We start from the raw sequence: 17,319 nt of genomic DNA, 5'->3' as shown, positions 1-17,319 counted from the left end.
GGGCGGGGGTGCTGCGCCCACCGGGCGAAAGCGCTTTCCCCCCGGTGGGGCTACTTAAGGTACGCCAGCCCCGGGTGGACGTCGGTGTAGCCCTCCACCAGCTTGCGGGCGATGTTCACCGAGTCGACCAGCGGGTGCAGCGCGAACGCCTTGACGGCCGTCGCCCGGGAGCCGGACCCGGCGGCGGCGAGCACCTCGCGCTCGACGCCCTTGACCGCGCACACCAGCCCGGTGGCGTGCTCGGGCAGCGGGGCGACGGCCACCGGGTGGGCGCCGCCGGAGTCCACGAGGCAGGGCACCTCGATGACGGCGTCGGCGTCCAGCACCGACAGGGCGCCCTGGTTGCGGACGTTCAGGATGAGCGTCGTGCGCTCGTCGCGGGCGATGGCCCGCATCAGGGCGAGGGCGACCTTCTCGTAGCCGCCGGAGAGGTCGTCGGCGTCGCGTTCGCCGGCGCCCGCGCTCTCCCGGTTCTCGGCCATGTAGGTGGCCTCGCGTTCGGCGCGGGTGCGGTCCCAGGCGGCGAGGGCCGCCGCGCCGGGGTCGCGCATCTCCTCGTAGAAGCGGGCCTGCTGGTCGGCGAGGAAGGCGCCGCGGGTCTTCTCGGCCTGCTGGTAGGCGCGGACGGTCTCCCGGTTGAAGTAGTAGTAGTGCAGATACTCGTTGGGGATCGCGCCGAGGGACCGCAGCCAGTCGACGCCGAAGAGCTTGCCCTCCTCGAAGGAGCCGAGCAGGTCGGGGTCGGCGAGCAGCCTCGGGAGCTCGTCGCGGCCGGCGATCCGCAGGCCGCGGACCCAGCCGAGGTGGTTGAGGCCGACGTAGTCGATCCACGCCTGCTTCGGGTCGGCGCCGAGGACCCGGGCGATACGGCGGCCGAGGCCGACCGGCGAGTCGCAGATGCCGATGACGCGGTCGCCGAGGTGGCGGGACATGGCCTCGGTGACGAGCCCCGCGGGGTTGGTGAAGTTGATGACCCAGGCGTCGGGGGCGAGACGGGCCGCCCGGCGGGCGATGTCGACGGCGACGGGGACCGTCCGCAGACCGTAGGCGATGCCTCCGGCGCCGACCGTCTCCTGGCCTAGGACGCCCTGCTCCAGGGCCACCCGCTCGTCGTTCGCCCGGCCCTCGAGGCCGCCGACGCGGATCGCGGAGAAGACGAAGTCGGCGCCGCGCAGGGCCTCGTCGAGGTCGGTGGTGGCGGTGACCCGGGGGGCGTCGGGCACTGCGGCGGCCTGCTCCGCGAGCACCCGGGCGACAGCCCGCAGCCGGCCGTCGTCCAGGTCGTGCAGGACGACGTCGGTGACGCGCCCCTCGCCGCGGTCCGTCAGGAGTGCGCCGTACACGAGCGGCACCCGGAACCCGCCGCCGCCCAGAATGGTCAGTTTCACGCCTGCACCTCTCCTGCCGGAACCGCCTCGACGCCCGCCGCCCGGAGGAGGGGCGGGTCGCGCGGCCGGCCACGACGGCCGCGCGGGTCCCCACCATGTCAGCTGCTACGACGCCACGGTGCAACGACTCAACGGCTCAACCGCCCTTCCGCTGCACGGCGGTGCGACGGCGCGACGGCGTCGGCTCACGCGTAGAACCGCGACAGGCTCTGCAGCACGGCCGCGGGCTTCGCGCCCCCCTCGATCTCGATCGCCCCGTCGACGGTGATCTGCACCCCGCCCGGGACGTCCTCGACGTCGGTCAGCTTGGCGACGAGACGGATCCGCGAGCCGACCTTGACCGGCGAGGGGAAGCGGACCTTGTTCAGCCCGTAGTTGACCTTGGTCGTGACGCCCTGGACGTCCAGCAGCTCGGTGAAGAGGGGGATGAAGAGGGAGAGGGTCAGGTACCCGTGGGCGATCGGCGCTCCGAAGGGTCCTGCCGCTGCCTTCTCCGGGTCCACGTGGATCCACTGGTGGTCCCCGGTCGCGTCGGCGAACGTGTCGATGCGCTCCTGGGTGACCTCGATCCACTCGCTGGTGCCCAGGTCGCTGCCGGACAGCTTCCGCAGCTCGTCCAGGCCGTTGACGTTGATGCTCATATACCGTTCCTCACAGGGAAGTTGCTCAGCTACGGGGAGTTGCTCGAAGGGAGAAGGTCAGGAGTCGGTGCCGAAGCGGGAGCGCACCCGGGCCTTGAGGAGCTTGCCGGAGGCGGTGCGCGGAAGTTCGTCCGCGATCACCACCGACTTGGGGATTTTGTACTTGGCGAGCCGGCCCGCCAGCGAGGCCAGCACCTGGTCGGGGTCGAGCGTGCCGCCCTCGCGGGGCACGACGACCGCGCGCGGCACCTCGCCCCACTTGTCGTCCGCGACGCCGATGACCGCGCACTCGACGATGTCGGGGTGGGCCAGCAGCAGGTCCTCGATCTCGGCGGGGTAGATGTTCTCCCCGCCCGAGATGATCATGTCCTTGATGCGGTCGACGATGTGCACGTATCCGTCCTCGTCGACCCGGGCGGCGTCCCCGCTGCGGAACCAGCCGTCGGCGAAGGCCGTGGCCGTCTCCTCGGGCAGCCCCCAGTAGCCGGGCATGACGTGCGGACCGCGGACCACGACCTCGCCGGTCTCGCCGGTCTCCACGGGGGCAAGGTCCGGCCGGACGACCCGCACGTCGCTGAAGAAGTGCGGGACGCCCGCCGAGCCCGCCTTGCTGACGGCGTGCTCGGCGTCCAGGAAGAGCGTGCCGGGCGAGGCCTCGGTCATGCCGTAGCCCTGGAGGAACGTCAGACCGCGTTCCTGGTAGGCGGCGATGAGCGGCGAGGGCACAGGGGAGCCGCCGCAGGTCAGGATGCGCAGGGAGGACAGGTCCGCGGCGGCCCAGCGCGGATGCCGGGCGACCTGGTCGAACATCGTCGGCACCCCGAACATGAAGGTGATCCGGTGCTGCTCGATCAGGCCGAGGGTGGCCTCCGGGTCGAAGGCCTCGACGAGGACGCAGCAGCCGCCCTTGAGCAGCACCGGCAGGGTCAGCATGTTCAGTCCGGCCGTGTGGAACAGCGGCGCGGAGACGAGGGCGCGTTCGTCGGCGACGAGGTCGGTGTCGACGAGGACGTTGATCGCGTTCCAGGTGAGGTTGCCGTGGGTGAGCATCGCGCCCTTGGGGCGGCCGGTGGTCCCCGAGGTGTACATGATGATGCAGGTGTCGTCGGGGGCGACCGGTGTGTCGATGGGCTCGTCAGGCGCCGAGCCGAGCGCCTGCTCGTACTCGGCGCCGACCTCGAGGTACGTCCGGACGTCCGTGTGCCCGGGCAGTCCGGCGACGAGGCCCGCGTGCGAGGGCCCGTAGACGAGGGCCTTGGCCCCGGAGTCGGCGAGCTGGTAAGCGATCTCGGGACCGGCGAGGCGGGTGTTGAGGGGGACGAAGACCGCGCCGAGCGCGCCGGCGGCGAACAGGGTCTCCAGGTAGGAGGGGTGGTTGGGGCCCAGGTAGGCGATGCGGTCGCCGCGATGCACGCCCCGGGCGCGCAGGGCGTGCGCCAGGCGCGTGGTGCGGGCGTGCAGGGTGCGGTAGTCCGTCGACTGCCCGCCGTGGACCAGGGCGGTGCGGTGCGGGGTCTTGCGGGCCCGGCGGGCGGGCCAGGACCCCAGTCCCTCGTTGCGCATTGTCCACGCCCCTTACGGTGTGGTCAGCCCGAGCAGACGGGCGGCGTTCTCCTTGAGGATCTTCGGCTTCACCTCGTCCTTGATCGTCAGCTTGTCGAAGTCGGCGAGCCAGCGGTCGGGGGTGAGTACGGGAAAGTCGGAGCCGAAGAGGACCTTGTCCTTCAGCAGCGTGTTGGCGTACTGCACGAGCTGCGGCGGGAAGTACTTCGGAGACCAGCCGGACAGGTCGATGTGCACGCCCGGCTTGTGGGTGGCGACGGCCAGGGCCTCGTCCTGCCAGGGGAACGACGGATGCGCCAGGATGATCTTGAGGTGCGGGAAGTCGGCGGCGACGTCGTCGACGTGCAGCGGGTTGGAGTACTTGAGCCTGATGCCGCCGCCGCCCGGGACTCCGGCGCCGATGCCCGTCTGGCCGGTGTGGAACAGGGCGATGGTCCCCGTCTCCTCGATGACCTCGAACAGGTCGTACGCCACCGCGCGGTCGTTGGGGAAGAAGCCCTGGATGCTGGGGTGGAACTTGAAGCCCTTCACCCCGTACTCCTCGACCAGGCGGCGGGCCTGCTTCACGCCCGCCTTCCCCCGGAAGGGGTCGATGGAGGCGAAGGGGATGAGGACGTCGGCGTTGGCGGCGGCCGCCTCGGCGACCTCCTCGTTCGGGACGGGCGCGGTACCGGTGGCGGACTCGGCGTCCACCGTGAAGATCACGGCGGCCATCTTCCGCTCACGGTAGTAGCTGGCCGTCTCCTCGAGCGTGGGCTTGCGCTTGCCCTCGACCTTGAAGTAGGCGGAGGACGCGTCGTGCAGGTCGTCGTCGAGCGAGGAGTGGCCCTTGGAGGACACCTCGGCATGGGTGTGGACGTCGATCGCGACGAGTTCCCCGACGTCGATGGTCGCCATGGGTCAGGCCTCCGGGAACTTCGGGGCCGGGACGCCGACCGTCTGGAGCTCGGCGCCGACCGAGGTCGGGAAGACGTCGGCCAGCGTCTCGGGCGTCCAGCCGCCGTCGGCGTAGGCCGTGCGGATCTCCTGCGGATGCGACCAGAGTGCCACCTTGTCGCCGCCGATGCCGATGGCCTGGCCGGTGACGCCCCGGGCGGCCTCGGAGGCCAGGAAGGGCACCAGCGCCGCGCAGTCCTCGGGGGTGCCGAAGCCCTCGCCCTTGCGCAGGAAGTCCGGGAACGGCTCGCCGTTCTTCAGGGCCTCGACGTACGGGGCGAACGCGGGGATGGTCTCGGTCATCGCGGTGGCGGCCACCGGGACGATCGCGTTGACGGTGATGTTCGCGCGGCCCAGCTCCATCGACCAGGTCCGGGCGAACGCGGCGATGCCCGCCTTGGCGGCCGCGTAGTTCGTCTGGCCGAAGTTGCCGCGCTGGCCGGCCGGCGAGCCGACGAGGATCAGCGTGCCGCCCTCGCCCTGCTCCCGCATCCGCACCGCGGCGGCGCGGGCGCAGGTGAAGGTGCCCTTGAGGTGCGTGGCGATCACCGCGTCGAAGTCGTCGTCGGTCATCTTCCACAGCACCCTGTCGCGCAGGATGCCCGCGTTGGTGACGAGGATGTCGAGCCGCCCGAACTCCTCCACGGCCCGGTTCACCAGCCGCTCGGCGGCCTCGGTCGTGCCGACCGGGACCACCTCGGCGACGGCCCTGCCGCCCGCCTCGACGAGGGACTTCACGGCCTGCTCGGCGACCTCCTCGTCGACGTCGTTGACGACGACGGCCGCGCCGTGGGCGGCCAGGGCGTGCGCGTAGGCGAGGCCGAGGCCTCGGCCGCTGCCGGTGACGACGGCGACCTTGCCGGTCAGATCGATGCTGGGCACGACGGTGTCCCTTCACATGGGGGGTGCGGCTTCCTATATCGAAGCTAAGAGCAATAATTGTCGTCGTCAATAGTTGTTGTCCTCCTGTACGTGCGGCATGCTGAAATCTGTACGACGAACCGCCCCGGGAGGGGACCGAGACCACCGACCACCGACCCACCGACCACCGAGACCAGGGAGCCCGCCATCGCCCGCCAGGACAACGCAGTGAACGCCGCCCCGATCGACGGTGACGAGCCGTGGATGCGCGCGTTGCACGCCGACACGGGCTACCTGCTCTACCGCTTGGGGCTGCGCTCGGGTCAGCTCTTCAACACGTTCCTCCAGGAGTCGGGGCTGCGGCTGCGCCACTACGCGGTGCTGCGCTTCCTCGCCACCTCCGAGGGCGCGCTCCAGCGGGAGCTGAGCACCCGGCTGGGCTACGACCCGAGCGCGATCGTCGGCCTGGTCGACGACCTGGAGAAGCTGGGCTTCGCCGAGCGCCGCCCCTCCCCCGACGACCGGCGCAGCAGGATCGTCGTCCTCACCGGGGACGGCCGCGCGTTCCTGCGCGGCACCGACGAGGCGGGCCTGCGAGTGACGAACGAACTGCTCGGCCCGCTCGCCCCGGCCGAACGTGACGCGCTGCACGCCCTGCTGCTGCGGATCGCCGAGGACGGGCTCGCCTGACGCGGTGAGCCCTCCCCCGGGAACCGTCCCACCGGCGGACCCGACCCCGTCAGCCCGCTGCCGTGAGGAGGACCCGATGGACCGGCCGGCTCTCGCCGCGAACGCCCGCTCCGCGCCCGACCGCCTGCTGGCCGTGCTGGCGGCGTTCGACCACACGCATCCCGCGCTGTCCCTCACCGACATCAGCCGCCGCGCCGGCCTCACGCTCAGCACAGCCCACCGACTGGTCGCCGCGCTGACCGACTGGGGCGCACTGGAGCGCGACGGGTCCGGGACGTACCACGTGGGGCTGCGGCTGTGGGAGATCGCGGCGCTCGCGCCGCGCGGCCTGGCGCTGCGGCAGGCCGCGCTGCCGTATCTGGAGGACCTGTACGAAGCCACCCACGAGAACGTGCAGTTGGCGGTGCGGGACGGCAGCGAGGTCGTCTACACCGAGTGGCTGTCCGGCCGGTCCGCGGTCGGCGTGCACATCCGGGTGGGCGCCCGCTGGCCCCTGCACGTCACCGGCGTCGGCCTCGTACTGCTGGCGCACGGCAGCACGGAGCTGCAAGAGGCCTACTGCGCGAGCCCGTTGACGTCCTACACGGCCCACACCATCACCGATCCGGCGCGGCTGCGCCGGGCGCTGGCCGAAGTGCGGCGCACGGGCGTCGCGGTGAGCGTCCGTCAGGTCACGGACGACGCCCTGTCGGTGGCCGCTCCGGTGCGCGGCCCGGACGGCGACGTGACCGCCGCCGTGTCGGTCGTGGTCCCGCACGCGGACGCCCAGGTCCCGGTACTGGCCCCCGCGGTCCGCCTCGCCGCCCGAGGCATCTCCCGAGCCCTGGGCTGGCACCCCCAGCCACCACCCCACCGAGACTGACCGACTCCCCCACCCACGCAACCCAACCGCGCCGTCTCGTGCGTCCGGGTGTGCCCGCAGGCCGTCGGGGTGCGGGGAGCGCCTCAGTTCCGGGCGGCGATTGCGGTCCGGGCGGCGCGGTTTCACACGTTTGCGTGGTTCACGCCCTGAACTTCCTTGGCAGGGAAGGAGTTTCTTCGCTACAAGTCTTGACGGTCCCCGGGACGGAGAGCACATTGGGCGCACTTTGAGAGCGCTCTCAAAGGTTGGGAAAGGCACCCGCGCCATCACTCCGTACCCGAGAGGCCCCCCCTCATGAGTGCTACCTCCGGCATCCCTCGACGGCGACGCGCGCTCATCGCCGTGCTCAGCACGCTCGGTCTGGCGGCGGCGGCCGCCGCGGCCGTCACCCTGCCCGCGAACGCCTCCGCGCCGACGCCGCCGTCCGGCTGGACCCAGGTCTTCCTCGACGACTTCACCGGCACCGCCGGAACCGGCGTCAACCCGTCCAACTGGCAGTACAGCACCGGCACTTCGTATCCGGGCGGCCCCGCCAACTGGGGCACCGGCGAAGTCGAGACGATGACCAACAGCACGGCCAACGTCTCGCTCGACGGCAACGGCAACCTGCGCATCACCCCGCTGCGCGACTCCGCCGGCCGCTGGACGTCCGGCCGCATCGAGACCAACCGCACCGACTTCCAGCCCCCGTCCGGCGGCAAACTGCGCGTCGAGGCGCGGATCCAGATGCCGAACGTGACCGGCACCGCCGCCGAGGGCTACTGGCCCGCGTTCTGGGCGCTCGGCGCGCCGTACCGGGGCAACTACCAGAACTGGCCGGGCGTCGGCGAGCTGGACATCATGGAGAACGTCCAGGGCCTCAACAAGGTGTGGGCGACGATGCACTGCGGCACCAACCCGGGCGGCCCGTGCAACGAGACGACCGGCATCGGCAACTCCGTCGCGTGTCCCAACACGACCTGCCAGTCCGGCTTCCACACCTACAGCATGGAGTGGGACCGCTCGGTGAGCCCCGAGGCGATCCGCTTCTACGTCGACGGCGTGAACTACCACACCGTCACCGCCAACCAGGTCGACGCGACGACGTGGACCAACGCGACGAACCACGGCTACTTCGTCATCCTGAACGTCGCGATGGGCGGGGCCTTCCCCGACGCCTTCGGCGGCGGCCTGGACGGCGACACCCAGCCGGGCCGTCCGATGGTGGTCGACTACGTGCAGGTGCTGCAGGCCGCGGGCACCGGCGGCGGCACCACGACTCCCCCGCCGGCCGGCGCCCGGGACGCCTACGGCACGATCCAGGCCGAGTCGTACGACAGCCAGTCGGGCACGATGACCGAGTCCACCTCGGACAGCGGCGGCGGGCAGAACATCGGCTCCCTCGCCAATGGCGACTGGGCGCTGTACAAGGGCGTGAAGTTCGGCTCGTCCGCGGCGACCCAGTTCAGCGCCCGGGTCGCGGGCGGTGCGGCGGGCGGCGTCAGCGGACTGGTCGAGGTGCGCCTCGACAGCCGCAGCGCCGCCCCGGTCGGCAGCTTCGCGGTGGGCAACACCGGCGGCTGGCAGAGCTGGCGGACGATCCCCGCGAACATCAGCGCCGTCACCGGCACCCACGACGTCTACCTGACCTTCACCAGCGGCCAGCCGGCGGACTTCGTGAACGTCAACTGGTTCACCTTCGGCCACTGACCGACGGCCCGGCGACAACACTGACCGACGGCTCGACGGCTCGACGGCGCCGGGGGCCGGCCTCACACCGAGGCCGGCCCCCGGCGCCGTCCTGCCCGCGCGCACGCGAAACGCGCAGGCCCCCGCCCTCGCGCCCGCCGCCGCCGTCAGCCCTGGTCGGCGCGGAAGGCCACCGGCGTCTGGCCGGTGTGCAGTTGGAAGAACTTGGAGAAGTTCGCCGGGTCGGGGAAGCCGACCGCCGCGCCCACCCGGCCGACCGGCAGGTCCGTGTGGGCGAGGAGCCGTTTCGCCTCCAGGACGACCCGCTTGTCGATGAATCCCTTGGGCGTCTCGCCGGTGGCCGCGCGGACCGCCCGCACGAGGGTGCGCCGGGAGTAGCCGAGGGAGTCGGCGTAGGCGCTGACACTGTGGTTGGCGGCGAACTCCTTTTCCACCGCGTCCCGGAACAGCGTGAACGTGGTGTCGGCCTGACGCCGTGCCGCCTCCGCGCCGCTCGCCGCCAGGTGCGCGAGCCGCAGCAGGAACGCCGTCAGCGAGTGCCGCAGCACCGCCGCGTGCAGGCCCGGCGGCAGGGTGCCCTCGGCGCCGTCGTCGTACTCCCGCCGCAGGTACGTCAGTGCCGCGCGCAGCCCGGCGAGCTGTGCCTCGTCGGGATGCAGCAGCGGCGGCAGGTCGTAGCGGTAGAGGCCGGTCGCCTCGACGGTGGCGCGCGGCAGGAATCCGGGCTGCATGGTCAGGGCGGTTCCGCGGTACTCGCTCGACGTCGAGAAGCGGTGGACCTGGCCCGGGCGGATCCACAGCACGTCGCCGGCCGCCGCCTCGTGCCGGGTGAAGTCGATCATGTGGCGGACGGGGCCGGCGTCGAACAGCATCACCACGTGGAAGTCGATGCGGTGCACGCGGTCCGGCGGGGCATCCGTGCGCCAGGAGCGGCCGCCGAGCGCGGGCCCCATCGGGCCCACCTGCATACCGATGCCGCCGACGCTGCGCTCGACGGGGAAGGGGAAGGTTCTGATGCCGCCGTTCCCGGCGCCACCATGGACGCTTGGGATGCTTGGGGTGCTTGTGTCCGCCATGTCCTGCTCGCGCCGCCCAGTTGCCGTCCCGGGGTGCTCATCTGTCGCCCGGGGGTGTCCCACTTTCACCAAAGCCTGACACAGGGAGACCTACCCGCCGAAAAGTCAGACTTTTAAGTTTGAACACGTCAGAGCCGCCGGCCGCTCCCGTCGAGGATGTCTTGAAGATGAGCACGTCCACCGAGGTGACGGTTTCCTGCCGACAAGGACAAGCCGAACGGGGACAGGGATGGGGACCACCGGCCGCCGCCGGGCATCTCCCGCGACGAGGTGGTCACCCGGTTGGAGTACGAGGGCGTCGCCGAGTCCGGGGCGGCGTGGCAGAACCCTCTGGACACGGTCTCGAAGCCGCCGACGATCAAGGGAGTTGACGCGGAATGAGCAGCAGCAGTCTCGGCGCGGCCTGGGAGAACCCTCTGAGGGACCCCCGCGACCGGCGCCTGCCCCGCATCGCGGGCCCGTCCGGCCTCGTCATCTTCGGGGTGACGGGCGACCTGTCCCGCAAGAAACTGATGCCCGCGGTGTACGACCTCGCCAACCGCGGGCTGCTCCCGCCGGGCTTCTCGCTCGTCGGCTTCGCCCGCCGTGACTGGGAGGACGAGGACTTCGCGCAGATCGTCCACGACGCGGTGCGCGAGCACGCCCGCACCCCGTTCCGCGAGGAGGTCTGGCAGCAGCTCGCCGAGGGCATGCGGTTCATCCCCGGCGACTTCGACGACGACACGGCGTTCAAGCAGCTCAAGACGGCCGTGGAGGAGCTGGACGCGTCCCGGGGCACCGGCGGCAACTTCGCCTTCTACCTCTCCGTGCCGCCGAAGTTCTTCCCCAAGGTGGTCGAGCAGCTCAAGAAGCACGGGCTGGCGAAGGCGCCGGAGGGCTCCTGGCGGCGCGCGGTCATCGAGAAGCCGTTCGGGCGCGACCTGGCGAGCGCTCAGGAGCTCAACGCGGTGGTGCACGACGTGTTCGAACCCGACCAGGTCTTCCGCATCGACCACTACCTGGGCAAGGAGACCGTCCAGAACATTCTGGCGCTCCGCTTCGCGAACACCATGTTCGAGCCGATCTGGAACCGGTCGTTCGTGGACCACGTGCAGATCACCATGGCCGAGGACATCGGCATCGGCGGCCGGGCCGGCTACTACGACGGGATCGGCTCGGCCCGTGACGTCATCCAGAACCACCTCCTCCAGCTGATGGCACTGACCGCCATGGAGGAGCCGGCCTCCTTCGACGCCTCCTCGCTGCTCACCGAGAAGCTCAAGGTCCTGCGGTCCGTGAAGCTGCCCGACGACCTGGGCCTGCACACCGTGCGGGCGCAGTACGCGGCTGCCTGGCAGGGCGGTGAGAGGGTGCGCGGCTACCTCGATGAGGACGGCATCGACCCGTCGTCCACGACGGACACGTTCGCCGCGGTGAAGCTGAACGTCGACAACCGGCGTTGGGCGGGCGTCCCGTTCTACCTGCGCACCGGCAAGCGCCTCGGCCGGCGCGTGACCGAGATCGCGGTCGTCTTCCAGCGGGCCCCGCACTCCCCCTTCGACTCCACGGCCACCGAGGAGCTCGGCGCGAACGCCATCGTCATCCGGGTCCAGCCCGACGAGGGCATCACGGTCCGCTTCGGCTCCAAGGTGCCCGGCACCTCCATGGAGATCCGGGACGTCACGATGGACTTCGCCTACGGCGAGTCCTTCACCGAGTCCAGTCCCGAGGCGTACGAACGCCTCATCCTGGACGTGCTGCTCGGCGACGCCAACCTGTTCCCGCGCCACCAGGAAGTGGAAGAGTCCTGGAAGATCCTCGACCCGATCGAGGAGTACTGGGCACGGCACGGCAGGCCCGCGCAGTACCCCTCGGGCAGCTGGGGACCCGAGGAAGCCGACGAGATGCTCGCACGAGACGGACGGAGCTGGCGCAGGCCATGAAGATCGACCTGACCGACACCACTGCAAGCAAGATCAACAAGGCGCTGGTGAAGGGCCGCCGCGCCATCGGCACACCGGCCGTGGGCATGGTCCTGACGATGGTCATCGTCACGGACGAGGAGAACGCCTACGACGCGATCAAGGCGGCCGAGGAGGCCTCGCACGAGCATCCCTCGCGCACCCTCGTCGTCATCAAGCGGCACGCCCGGACCCCGCGCGAGCGCACCCTGTCGCGGCTGGACGCCGAGGTCCGGGTCGGCTCGGAGGCCGGCACCGGCGAGACGGTCGTGCTGCGGACCTACGGCGAGGTCTCCGACCACGCCGACTCCGTCGTGCTGCCGCTGCTGCTGCCGGACGCGCCGGTCGTCGTGTGGTGGCCCGTCGACGCGCCGCAGAACCCGTCGAAGGACCCGCTGGGCGCGCTGGCCCAGCGCAGGATCACCGACCTGTACGCCGTCGAGAACCCGCTGCGGGCCCTGGAGACCCGGATGAGCTCCTACGCGCCCGGCGACACCGATCTCGCCTGGACCCGGCTCACCCCGTGGCGCTCGATGCTGGCGGCGGCCCTGGACCAGGCCCGGGTGCCGATCGTCTCGGGCGCCGTCGAGGCCGAGGCCGACAACCCCGCCGCGGAGCTGCTGGCCCGCTGGCTGGAGGCGCGGCTGAAGGTCACGATCGACCGCGTGGTCACCGACGGCCCGGTCGTCACGGCCGTACGGCTCGGCACGGCGGACGGCGACATCGTCATCGACCGCCCCGAGGGCCCGCTGGCCACGCTCACCCTGCCCGGCCAGCCTTCGCGCACCCTCGCGCTGAAGGTCCGCACCACCTCCGAACTCATCGCCGAGGAGCTCAGGCGCCTCGACGCCGACGAGATGTACGCCATCGCCCTGCGCGGCGAGGGCACCAAGGAGACCCCTGCTCATGTCTGACACCCCCCGTCCCGACCGGCGGCCCGAGTGGACCGCCCTCGCCGACCACCGCGCCGGACGGCAGGCGGGTCTGCGGGACCTGTTCGCCACGGACCCGCAGCGCGCCGAGCGGTACGTGGTGCGCGTCGGTGATCTGCGCATCGACTACTCGAAGAACCTCGTCACCGACGAGACCCTCGCGCTGCTGCAGGAACTGGCTGCCGCCACCGATGTGTTCGGGCTGCGTGACGCGATGTTCCGCGGCGAGCGGATCAACCTCACCGAGGACCGTGCGGTGCTGCACACCGCGCTGCGCGCGCCGCGTGACGCGGTGGTGGAGGTCGACGGAGAGAACGTGGTCCCCGCGGTGCACGCCGTGCTCGACCGGATGGCCGGCTTCGCGGAGCGGGTGCGCTCCGGCGAGTGGACCGGGCACACCGGGCGGCGTATCCGCAACGTCGTCAACATCGGCATCGGCGGTTCCGACCTGGGCCCGGCGATGGCCTACGAGGCGCTGCGGCCGTACACCGCACGCGAGTTGACGTTCCGGTTCGTGTCCAACGTGGACGGCGCGGACCTGCACGAGGCGGTCCGGGACCTGGATCCGGCCGAGACGCTGTTCATCGTCGCGTCGAAGACGTTCACCACCATCGAGACGATCACCAACGCCACGTCGGCCCGTTCCTGGCTCCTGGACGGGCTGGGCGGCGACGAGAAGGCGGTCGCCCGGCACTTCGTGGCGCTGTCGACGAACGCCGGGAAGGTCGCCGGCTTCGGCATCGACACGGCGAACATGTTCGAGTTCTGGGACTGGGTCGGCGGCCGCTACTCCTTCGACTCGGCGATCGGCCTGTCGCTGATGATCGCCGTCGGCCCGGACCGGTTCCGTGAGCTGCTCGACGGGTTCCACCTCGTCGACGAGCACTTCCGCACCGCGCCTGCCGAGTCGAACGCCCCGCTGATCCTGGGCCTGCTGGGCGTCTGGTACGGCAACTTCCACGACGCCCAGTCGCACGCGGTGCTGCCCTACAGCCACTATCTGTCGAAGTTCGCCGCCTATCTCCAGCAGCTGGACATGGAGTCCAACGGCAAGTCGGTGGACCGCGAGGGCCGGCCCGTGAGCTGGCAGACCGGGCCGGTGGTGTGGGGCACGCCCGGCACCAACGGGCAGCACGCCTACTACCAGTTGATCCACCAGGGCACGAAGCTCATCCCGGCGGACTTCATCGGCTTCGCCCGGCCCGTCGACGAGCTGGGCGGCGAACTGGCGGCCCAGCACGACCTGTTGATGGCGAACTTCTTCGCGCAGACGCAGGCGCTGGCGTTCGGCAGGACGCCCGAGGAGGTCCGCGCGGAAGGGGTTCCAAAGGAGCTGGTCGCCCACAAGACGTTCCAGGGCGACCACCCCACGACCACGATCCTGGCGACCGCACTGACCCCGTCGGTGCTCGGCCAGCTCATCGCCCTCTACGAGCACAAGGTGTTCGTGCAGGGCGCGGTGTGGAACATCGACTCCTTCGACCAGTGGGGCGTGGAGCTCGGCAAGGTCCTCGCCAAGCGCGTCGAACCGGCCCTCACCGAAGGCGCCGACGTGCCCGGCCTCGACCCCTCCACCACCGCTCTCGTCGCCGCCTACCGCGAACTCAGGAAGTAGAGAACTGACATGACATCGATGCAGCTGGGCCTGGTCGGTCTGGGCAAGATGGGCGGCAACATGCGCGAGCGGATCCGCCGCGCCGGCCACACCGTCGTCGGATTCGACCGCAACCCCGAGGTCTCCGACGTCAAGGACCTCGCCGAGCTCGTCGGCAGCCTCGAGGCGCCGCGCACGGTGTGGGTGATGGTCCCGGCCGGCGCCGCCACCCAGTCCGTCGTCGACGAACTCGGCGACCTGCTCGAGCCCGGCGACACCGTCGTCGACGGCGGCAACTCCCGCTGGACGGACGACGAGAAGCACGCCGCCGAACTCGGCGCCAAGGGCATCGGCTTCGTCGACGCGGGCGTCTCAGGGGGCGTCTGGGGCCTGCAGAACGGCTACGCCCTCATGGTCGGCGGCGACGCTGAGCACATCGCCCGGGTGCAGCCGATCTTCGACGCCCTGAAGCCGGACGGCCCGTACGGCTACGTCCACGCGGGCAAGGTCGGCGCCGGGCACTTCTCGAAGATGGTCCACAACGGCATCGAGTACGCCATGATGCAGGCCTACGCCGAGGGCTGGGAGCTGCTGGAGAAGATCGACTCGGTGGAGAACGTGCGCGAGGTCTTCCGGTCCTGGCAGGAGGGCACCGTCATCCGGTCCTGGCTGCTCGACCTGGCGGTCAACGCCCTCGACGAGGACACCCACCTGGACAAGCTGCGCGGTTACGCCGAGGACTCCGGCGAGGGCCGCTGGACCGTCGAGGCCGCCATCGACAACGCCGTGCCGCTGCCCGCCATCACGGCGTCGCTGTTCGCGCGGTTCGCCTCCCGGCAGGACGACTCGCTGCAGATGAAGATGATCGCCGCGCTGCGCAACCAGTTCGGCGGCCACGCCGTGGAGTCGGCGGAGAAGTAGACCCGGCCGAACCGGCGGACGGGCGTAAGGACGTAGGGCAGAGGGGCTTACGGACAGAGGGGCTTACGGGCAGAGGGGCTTACGGGCGTACGGGCACAGGCGGTTGACACCGCTCACGAGGGCCCGCCAGAGTCGCGGCTGATGGAGATCAACACACTGACACCGGCCGAACGACGGGTGTGGCGGGCCTTCGCCACGGGGGCGACCGTGGACTTCCGCGTCGCGGGCGAGGGAAACTGGCCCCGACCCGTGCTGCGGGCGGCGGTGTTGCGGGCGCTGCTCCTCAACGGCCCCCGGGAACCGGGGGAGATAGCCGCCCTCAAAGTCGTCGGCGCGCATGTCACCGGCCTGCTGGACCTGCGGCAGGCGGTCGTCGACAGCATGTTCCGGCTGGTCCGGTGCCGCTTCGACGAGGCCCCGCGGCTGGTCGGCGCTCAGCTCGCCTACGTCAGCCTGCGCGAGTCCGAACTGCCCGGTCTGGACGCCTCGCACGCCCGGATCGACGGCGGGCTACGGCTGACCCGCTGCCGTATCAGCGGCCCGGTGCGCCTCAGCAGAGCGCAGATCTCGGGCGCGTTGTACCTCGACGGGGCGCAGATCACCGCCCCGGACCCCGCCCAGCCCGCCCAGCCGCCCGGTCAGCCGCCGGTCCAGCCCGCCCAGCCGGTCCAGCCCGTCCTTCAGTTCAACCAGGTCTCCATCGACAACGATCTCTGCGCCCGCGGCCTGCGCATGCGGGGCCTTTTCCGGCTCGACGGCGCCTCCGTGACCGGCTCGATCGACCTGGAGGACGCCGAACTGAGCAACCCCGGCGCGCAGGTGCTGACGGCGGAGTCCCTCGAGGTGGGCTCCAACCTGTTGGGCCGGCGGCTGCGGGCGGACGGCCGGATCGATCTGCGCGGCGCCCGCGTCCCCGGCCGGGTGGATCTGCTGCGCACCACCCTGTCCAACCCGGGCGGCACCGCGCTGCGGGCGAGCAGCTGCGTCATCGGGGAGCTGTGGCTGCGCGAGGGCGCCCCGGTCAAGGGCAGGCTCAACCTGCGGCGGGCCGAAGTGGGCCAGCTCCAGCTGGCCCCGGAGATGCTGCCCGACCAGGTGCGCCTGCTGGACCTCACCTACACCTTCCTCACCCCGCACGAGCCGGCCGAGCGGCGGCTGCCGATGCTGGAACGTGACGACGGCGCGTTCGACCCGCACGCCTACGAGCAGTTGACGGCCGCCTACCGGCGGATCGGCGACGACCGGGCGGCCCGGGTCGTCCAGCTGGCCAAGCAGCGCCGGCACCGCCGCACCCTGTCCTGGTACGGCCGCGCGTGGGGCCACCTTCAGGACGCGGCCGTCGGCTACGGATTCCGTCCGCTGCGCGCGGCCGTCTGGCTGCTGTCCCTGCTGGCCGTCGGCTCGCTCGCGTACGCCGGGCACCACCCGGCCCCGCTCAAGGCGGGCGAGGCGCCGCCGTTCAACCCGGTCTTCTTCACCCTCGACCTGCTGCTGCCGGTGATCTCCTTCGGGCAGGAGAGCGCGTACGCGCCGGCCGGCCCATACCAGTGGCTGGCGTACGTCCTCATCGTGACCGGCTGGATCCTGGCCACCACGGTCGTCGCCGGCGTGACCAGGACGGTGAGCCGCCAGTAGTCCGGGGCGCCGCGAACAGGCGGTGCGGTCAGACGTTGGGGTCAGGCGTCGCGGTCAGGCGGTGCGGTCAGGCATCGCGGTCAGGCGACGCGGTCAGGCGTTGGACCACCCGCGCCGGCACAGCACCAGCCGGTACCCGTCGGGGTCCTCGACGGTGACTCCCCACTCGTTCCAGTACGGGTTCGGCGACCGCACCTGCTTGCCGCCGCTCCGCTCCAGCCGGGCCACCAGCTCCTCCGGAACGGGGCCGTCGACGTAGACGACCAGCAGGTCCTCCTCCGTCGGCCGGGGTTCCACGGGGCGTCCGGGCTCGTGGACGAGCTCCAGGTGCCAGCCGGCGTCGGGCCAGCCGAGCATCAGCAGCTCGTGCTCTCCGGGCTCGTCGCCGCCCTCGGCCCGCCAGAGGACCCGCAGGCCGAGCCCGTCGGCCCAGAACCGCTCGGCCGCGGCGAGGTCGCGGGAGGGCCGGGCGACACGGACGTGACTGCGGCCGTCTACGGGCATCTCTGCTTCTCCTCACCAGCGGTGTCACGGACGGCGTCCGTCCGCCCCGGCAGCCTAGGCGCGCCCGGCCGCCGGGGCATCGGCCGT

15 protein-coding genes are annotated in these 17,319 nt (G+C 71.5%); 8 read left to right on the top strand and 7 right to left on the bottom strand.

Annotated elements, in window-relative coordinates; genetic code table 11:
- Positions 1 to 50: 50 nt before the first annotated feature.
- The 5 genes from QA802_RS35975 to QA802_RS35955 all read right to left on the bottom strand — a co-directional run bounded on the left by QA802_RS35975 (position 51) and on the right by QA802_RS35955 (position 5,410).
- On the bottom strand, positions 51 to 1,388 hold the full coding sequence (locus tag QA802_RS35975) for a 6-phospho-beta-glucosidase (RefSeq protein ID WP_334531777.1): 1,338 nt from the start codon (positions 1,386 to 1,388) through the stop codon (positions 51 to 53).
- 185 nt (positions 1,389 to 1,573) lie between these two features.
- A complete protein-coding gene (locus tag QA802_RS35970) occupies positions 1,574 to 2,029 on the bottom strand; it encodes a MaoC family dehydratase (protein WP_319171630.1) in 456 nt (151 codons plus the stop codon).
- A gap of 57 nt (positions 2,030 to 2,086) precedes the next feature.
- Positions 2,087 to 3,592, bottom strand: coding sequence for an acyl-CoA synthetase (locus QA802_RS35965; RefSeq protein ID WP_334531773.1), 1,506 nt, complete (start codon positions 3,590 to 3,592; stop codon positions 2,087 to 2,089).
- Positions 3,593 to 3,604: 12 nt separating this feature from the next.
- A complete protein-coding gene (locus QA802_RS35960; RefSeq protein ID WP_334535093.1) occupies positions 3,605 to 4,480 on the bottom strand; it encodes an amidohydrolase family protein in 876 nt (291 codons plus the stop codon).
- Positions 4,481 to 4,492: 12 nt separating this feature from the next.
- Positions 4,493 to 5,410, bottom strand: a complete 918-nt coding sequence (locus QA802_RS35955; RefSeq protein WP_319171627.1) for an SDR family NAD(P)-dependent oxidoreductase — start codon at positions 5,408 to 5,410, stop codon at positions 4,493 to 4,495.
- A 207-nt stretch (positions 5,411 to 5,617) separates the two neighbouring features.
- On the opposite strand from QA802_RS35955, the gene QA802_RS35950 reads away from it, so the two are divergent.
- The 3 genes from QA802_RS35950 to QA802_RS35940 all read left to right on the top strand — a co-directional run bounded on the left by QA802_RS35950 (position 5,618) and on the right by QA802_RS35940 (position 8,630).
- Positions 5,618 to 6,079, top strand: a complete 462-nt coding sequence (locus QA802_RS35950; RefSeq protein WP_443042225.1) for a MarR family winged helix-turn-helix transcriptional regulator — start codon at positions 5,618 to 5,620, stop codon at positions 6,077 to 6,079.
- 76 nt (positions 6,080 to 6,155) lie between these two features.
- Positions 6,156 to 6,941 (top strand): IclR family transcriptional regulator, encoded by a 786-nt coding sequence (locus QA802_RS35945; RefSeq protein WP_334531768.1) that lies wholly within the window; start codon positions 6,156 to 6,158, stop codon positions 6,939 to 6,941.
- A gap of 294 nt (positions 6,942 to 7,235) precedes the next feature.
- Entirely contained in the window at positions 7,236 to 8,630 is a 1,395-nt protein-coding gene (locus QA802_RS35940; RefSeq protein WP_334531765.1) for a glycoside hydrolase family 16 protein, read from the top strand.
- A 146-nt stretch (positions 8,631 to 8,776) separates the two neighbouring features.
- On the opposite strand, the gene QA802_RS35935 is transcribed toward QA802_RS35940, so the two are convergent.
- Positions 8,777 to 9,706 (bottom strand): helix-turn-helix domain-containing protein, encoded by a 930-nt coding sequence (locus tag QA802_RS35935; protein WP_334531762.1) that lies wholly within the window; start codon positions 9,704 to 9,706, stop codon positions 8,777 to 8,779.
- A gap of 377 nt (positions 9,707 to 10,083) precedes the next feature.
- Here QA802_RS35935 and zwf point away from each other — a divergent pair, with 377 nt between their 5' ends.
- From zwf to QA802_RS35910, 5 genes are all read left to right on the top strand, one after another.
- Positions 10,084 to 11,628, top strand: a complete 1,545-nt coding sequence (gene zwf, locus QA802_RS35930; protein ID WP_334531759.1) for a glucose-6-phosphate dehydrogenase — start codon at positions 10,084 to 10,086, stop codon at positions 11,626 to 11,628.
- Positions 11,625 to 12,560 carry a glucose-6-phosphate dehydrogenase assembly protein OpcA gene (gene opcA, locus QA802_RS35925; RefSeq protein ID WP_319171618.1) on the top strand — a complete coding sequence of 312 codons (936 nt, stop codon included), beginning with the start codon at positions 11,625 to 11,627 and terminating at the stop codon, positions 12,558 to 12,560. The genes zwf and opcA overlap by 4 nt, the downstream gene beginning before the upstream one ends.
- A complete protein-coding gene (pgi, locus tag QA802_RS35920; protein ID WP_334531754.1) occupies positions 12,553 to 14,193 on the top strand; it encodes a glucose-6-phosphate isomerase in 1,641 nt (546 codons plus the stop codon). Before opcA ends, pgi begins: the two co-directional genes overlap by 8 nt.
- Before the next feature lie 18 nt (positions 14,194 to 14,211).
- Positions 14,212 to 15,093: a phosphogluconate dehydrogenase (NAD(+)-dependent, decarboxylating) gene (gene gnd, locus QA802_RS35915; RefSeq protein WP_334535089.1), complete on the top strand. Its 882-nt coding sequence runs from the start codon at positions 14,212 to 14,214 to the stop codon at positions 15,091 to 15,093.
- Positions 15,094 to 15,234: 141 nt separating this feature from the next.
- Positions 15,235 to 16,728: a membrane-associated oxidoreductase gene (locus tag QA802_RS35910; protein ID WP_334531751.1), complete on the top strand. Its 1,494-nt coding sequence runs from the start codon at positions 15,235 to 15,237 to the stop codon at positions 16,726 to 16,728.
- A gap of 93 nt (positions 16,729 to 16,821) precedes the next feature.
- Here QA802_RS35910 and QA802_RS35905 read toward each other — a convergent pair whose 3' ends face one another.
- A complete protein-coding gene (locus QA802_RS35905; RefSeq protein WP_334531748.1) occupies positions 16,822 to 17,232 on the bottom strand; it encodes a VOC family protein in 411 nt (136 codons plus the stop codon).
- Between the last annotated feature and the right edge of the window lie 87 nt (positions 17,233 to 17,319).

The organism is Streptomyces sp. B21-105 (genome assembly GCF_036898465.1).
Lineage (GTDB): Bacteria > Actinomycetota > Actinomycetes > Streptomycetales > Streptomycetaceae > Streptomyces.
This window is presented reverse-complemented; position numbering and strand designations above follow the sequence as displayed.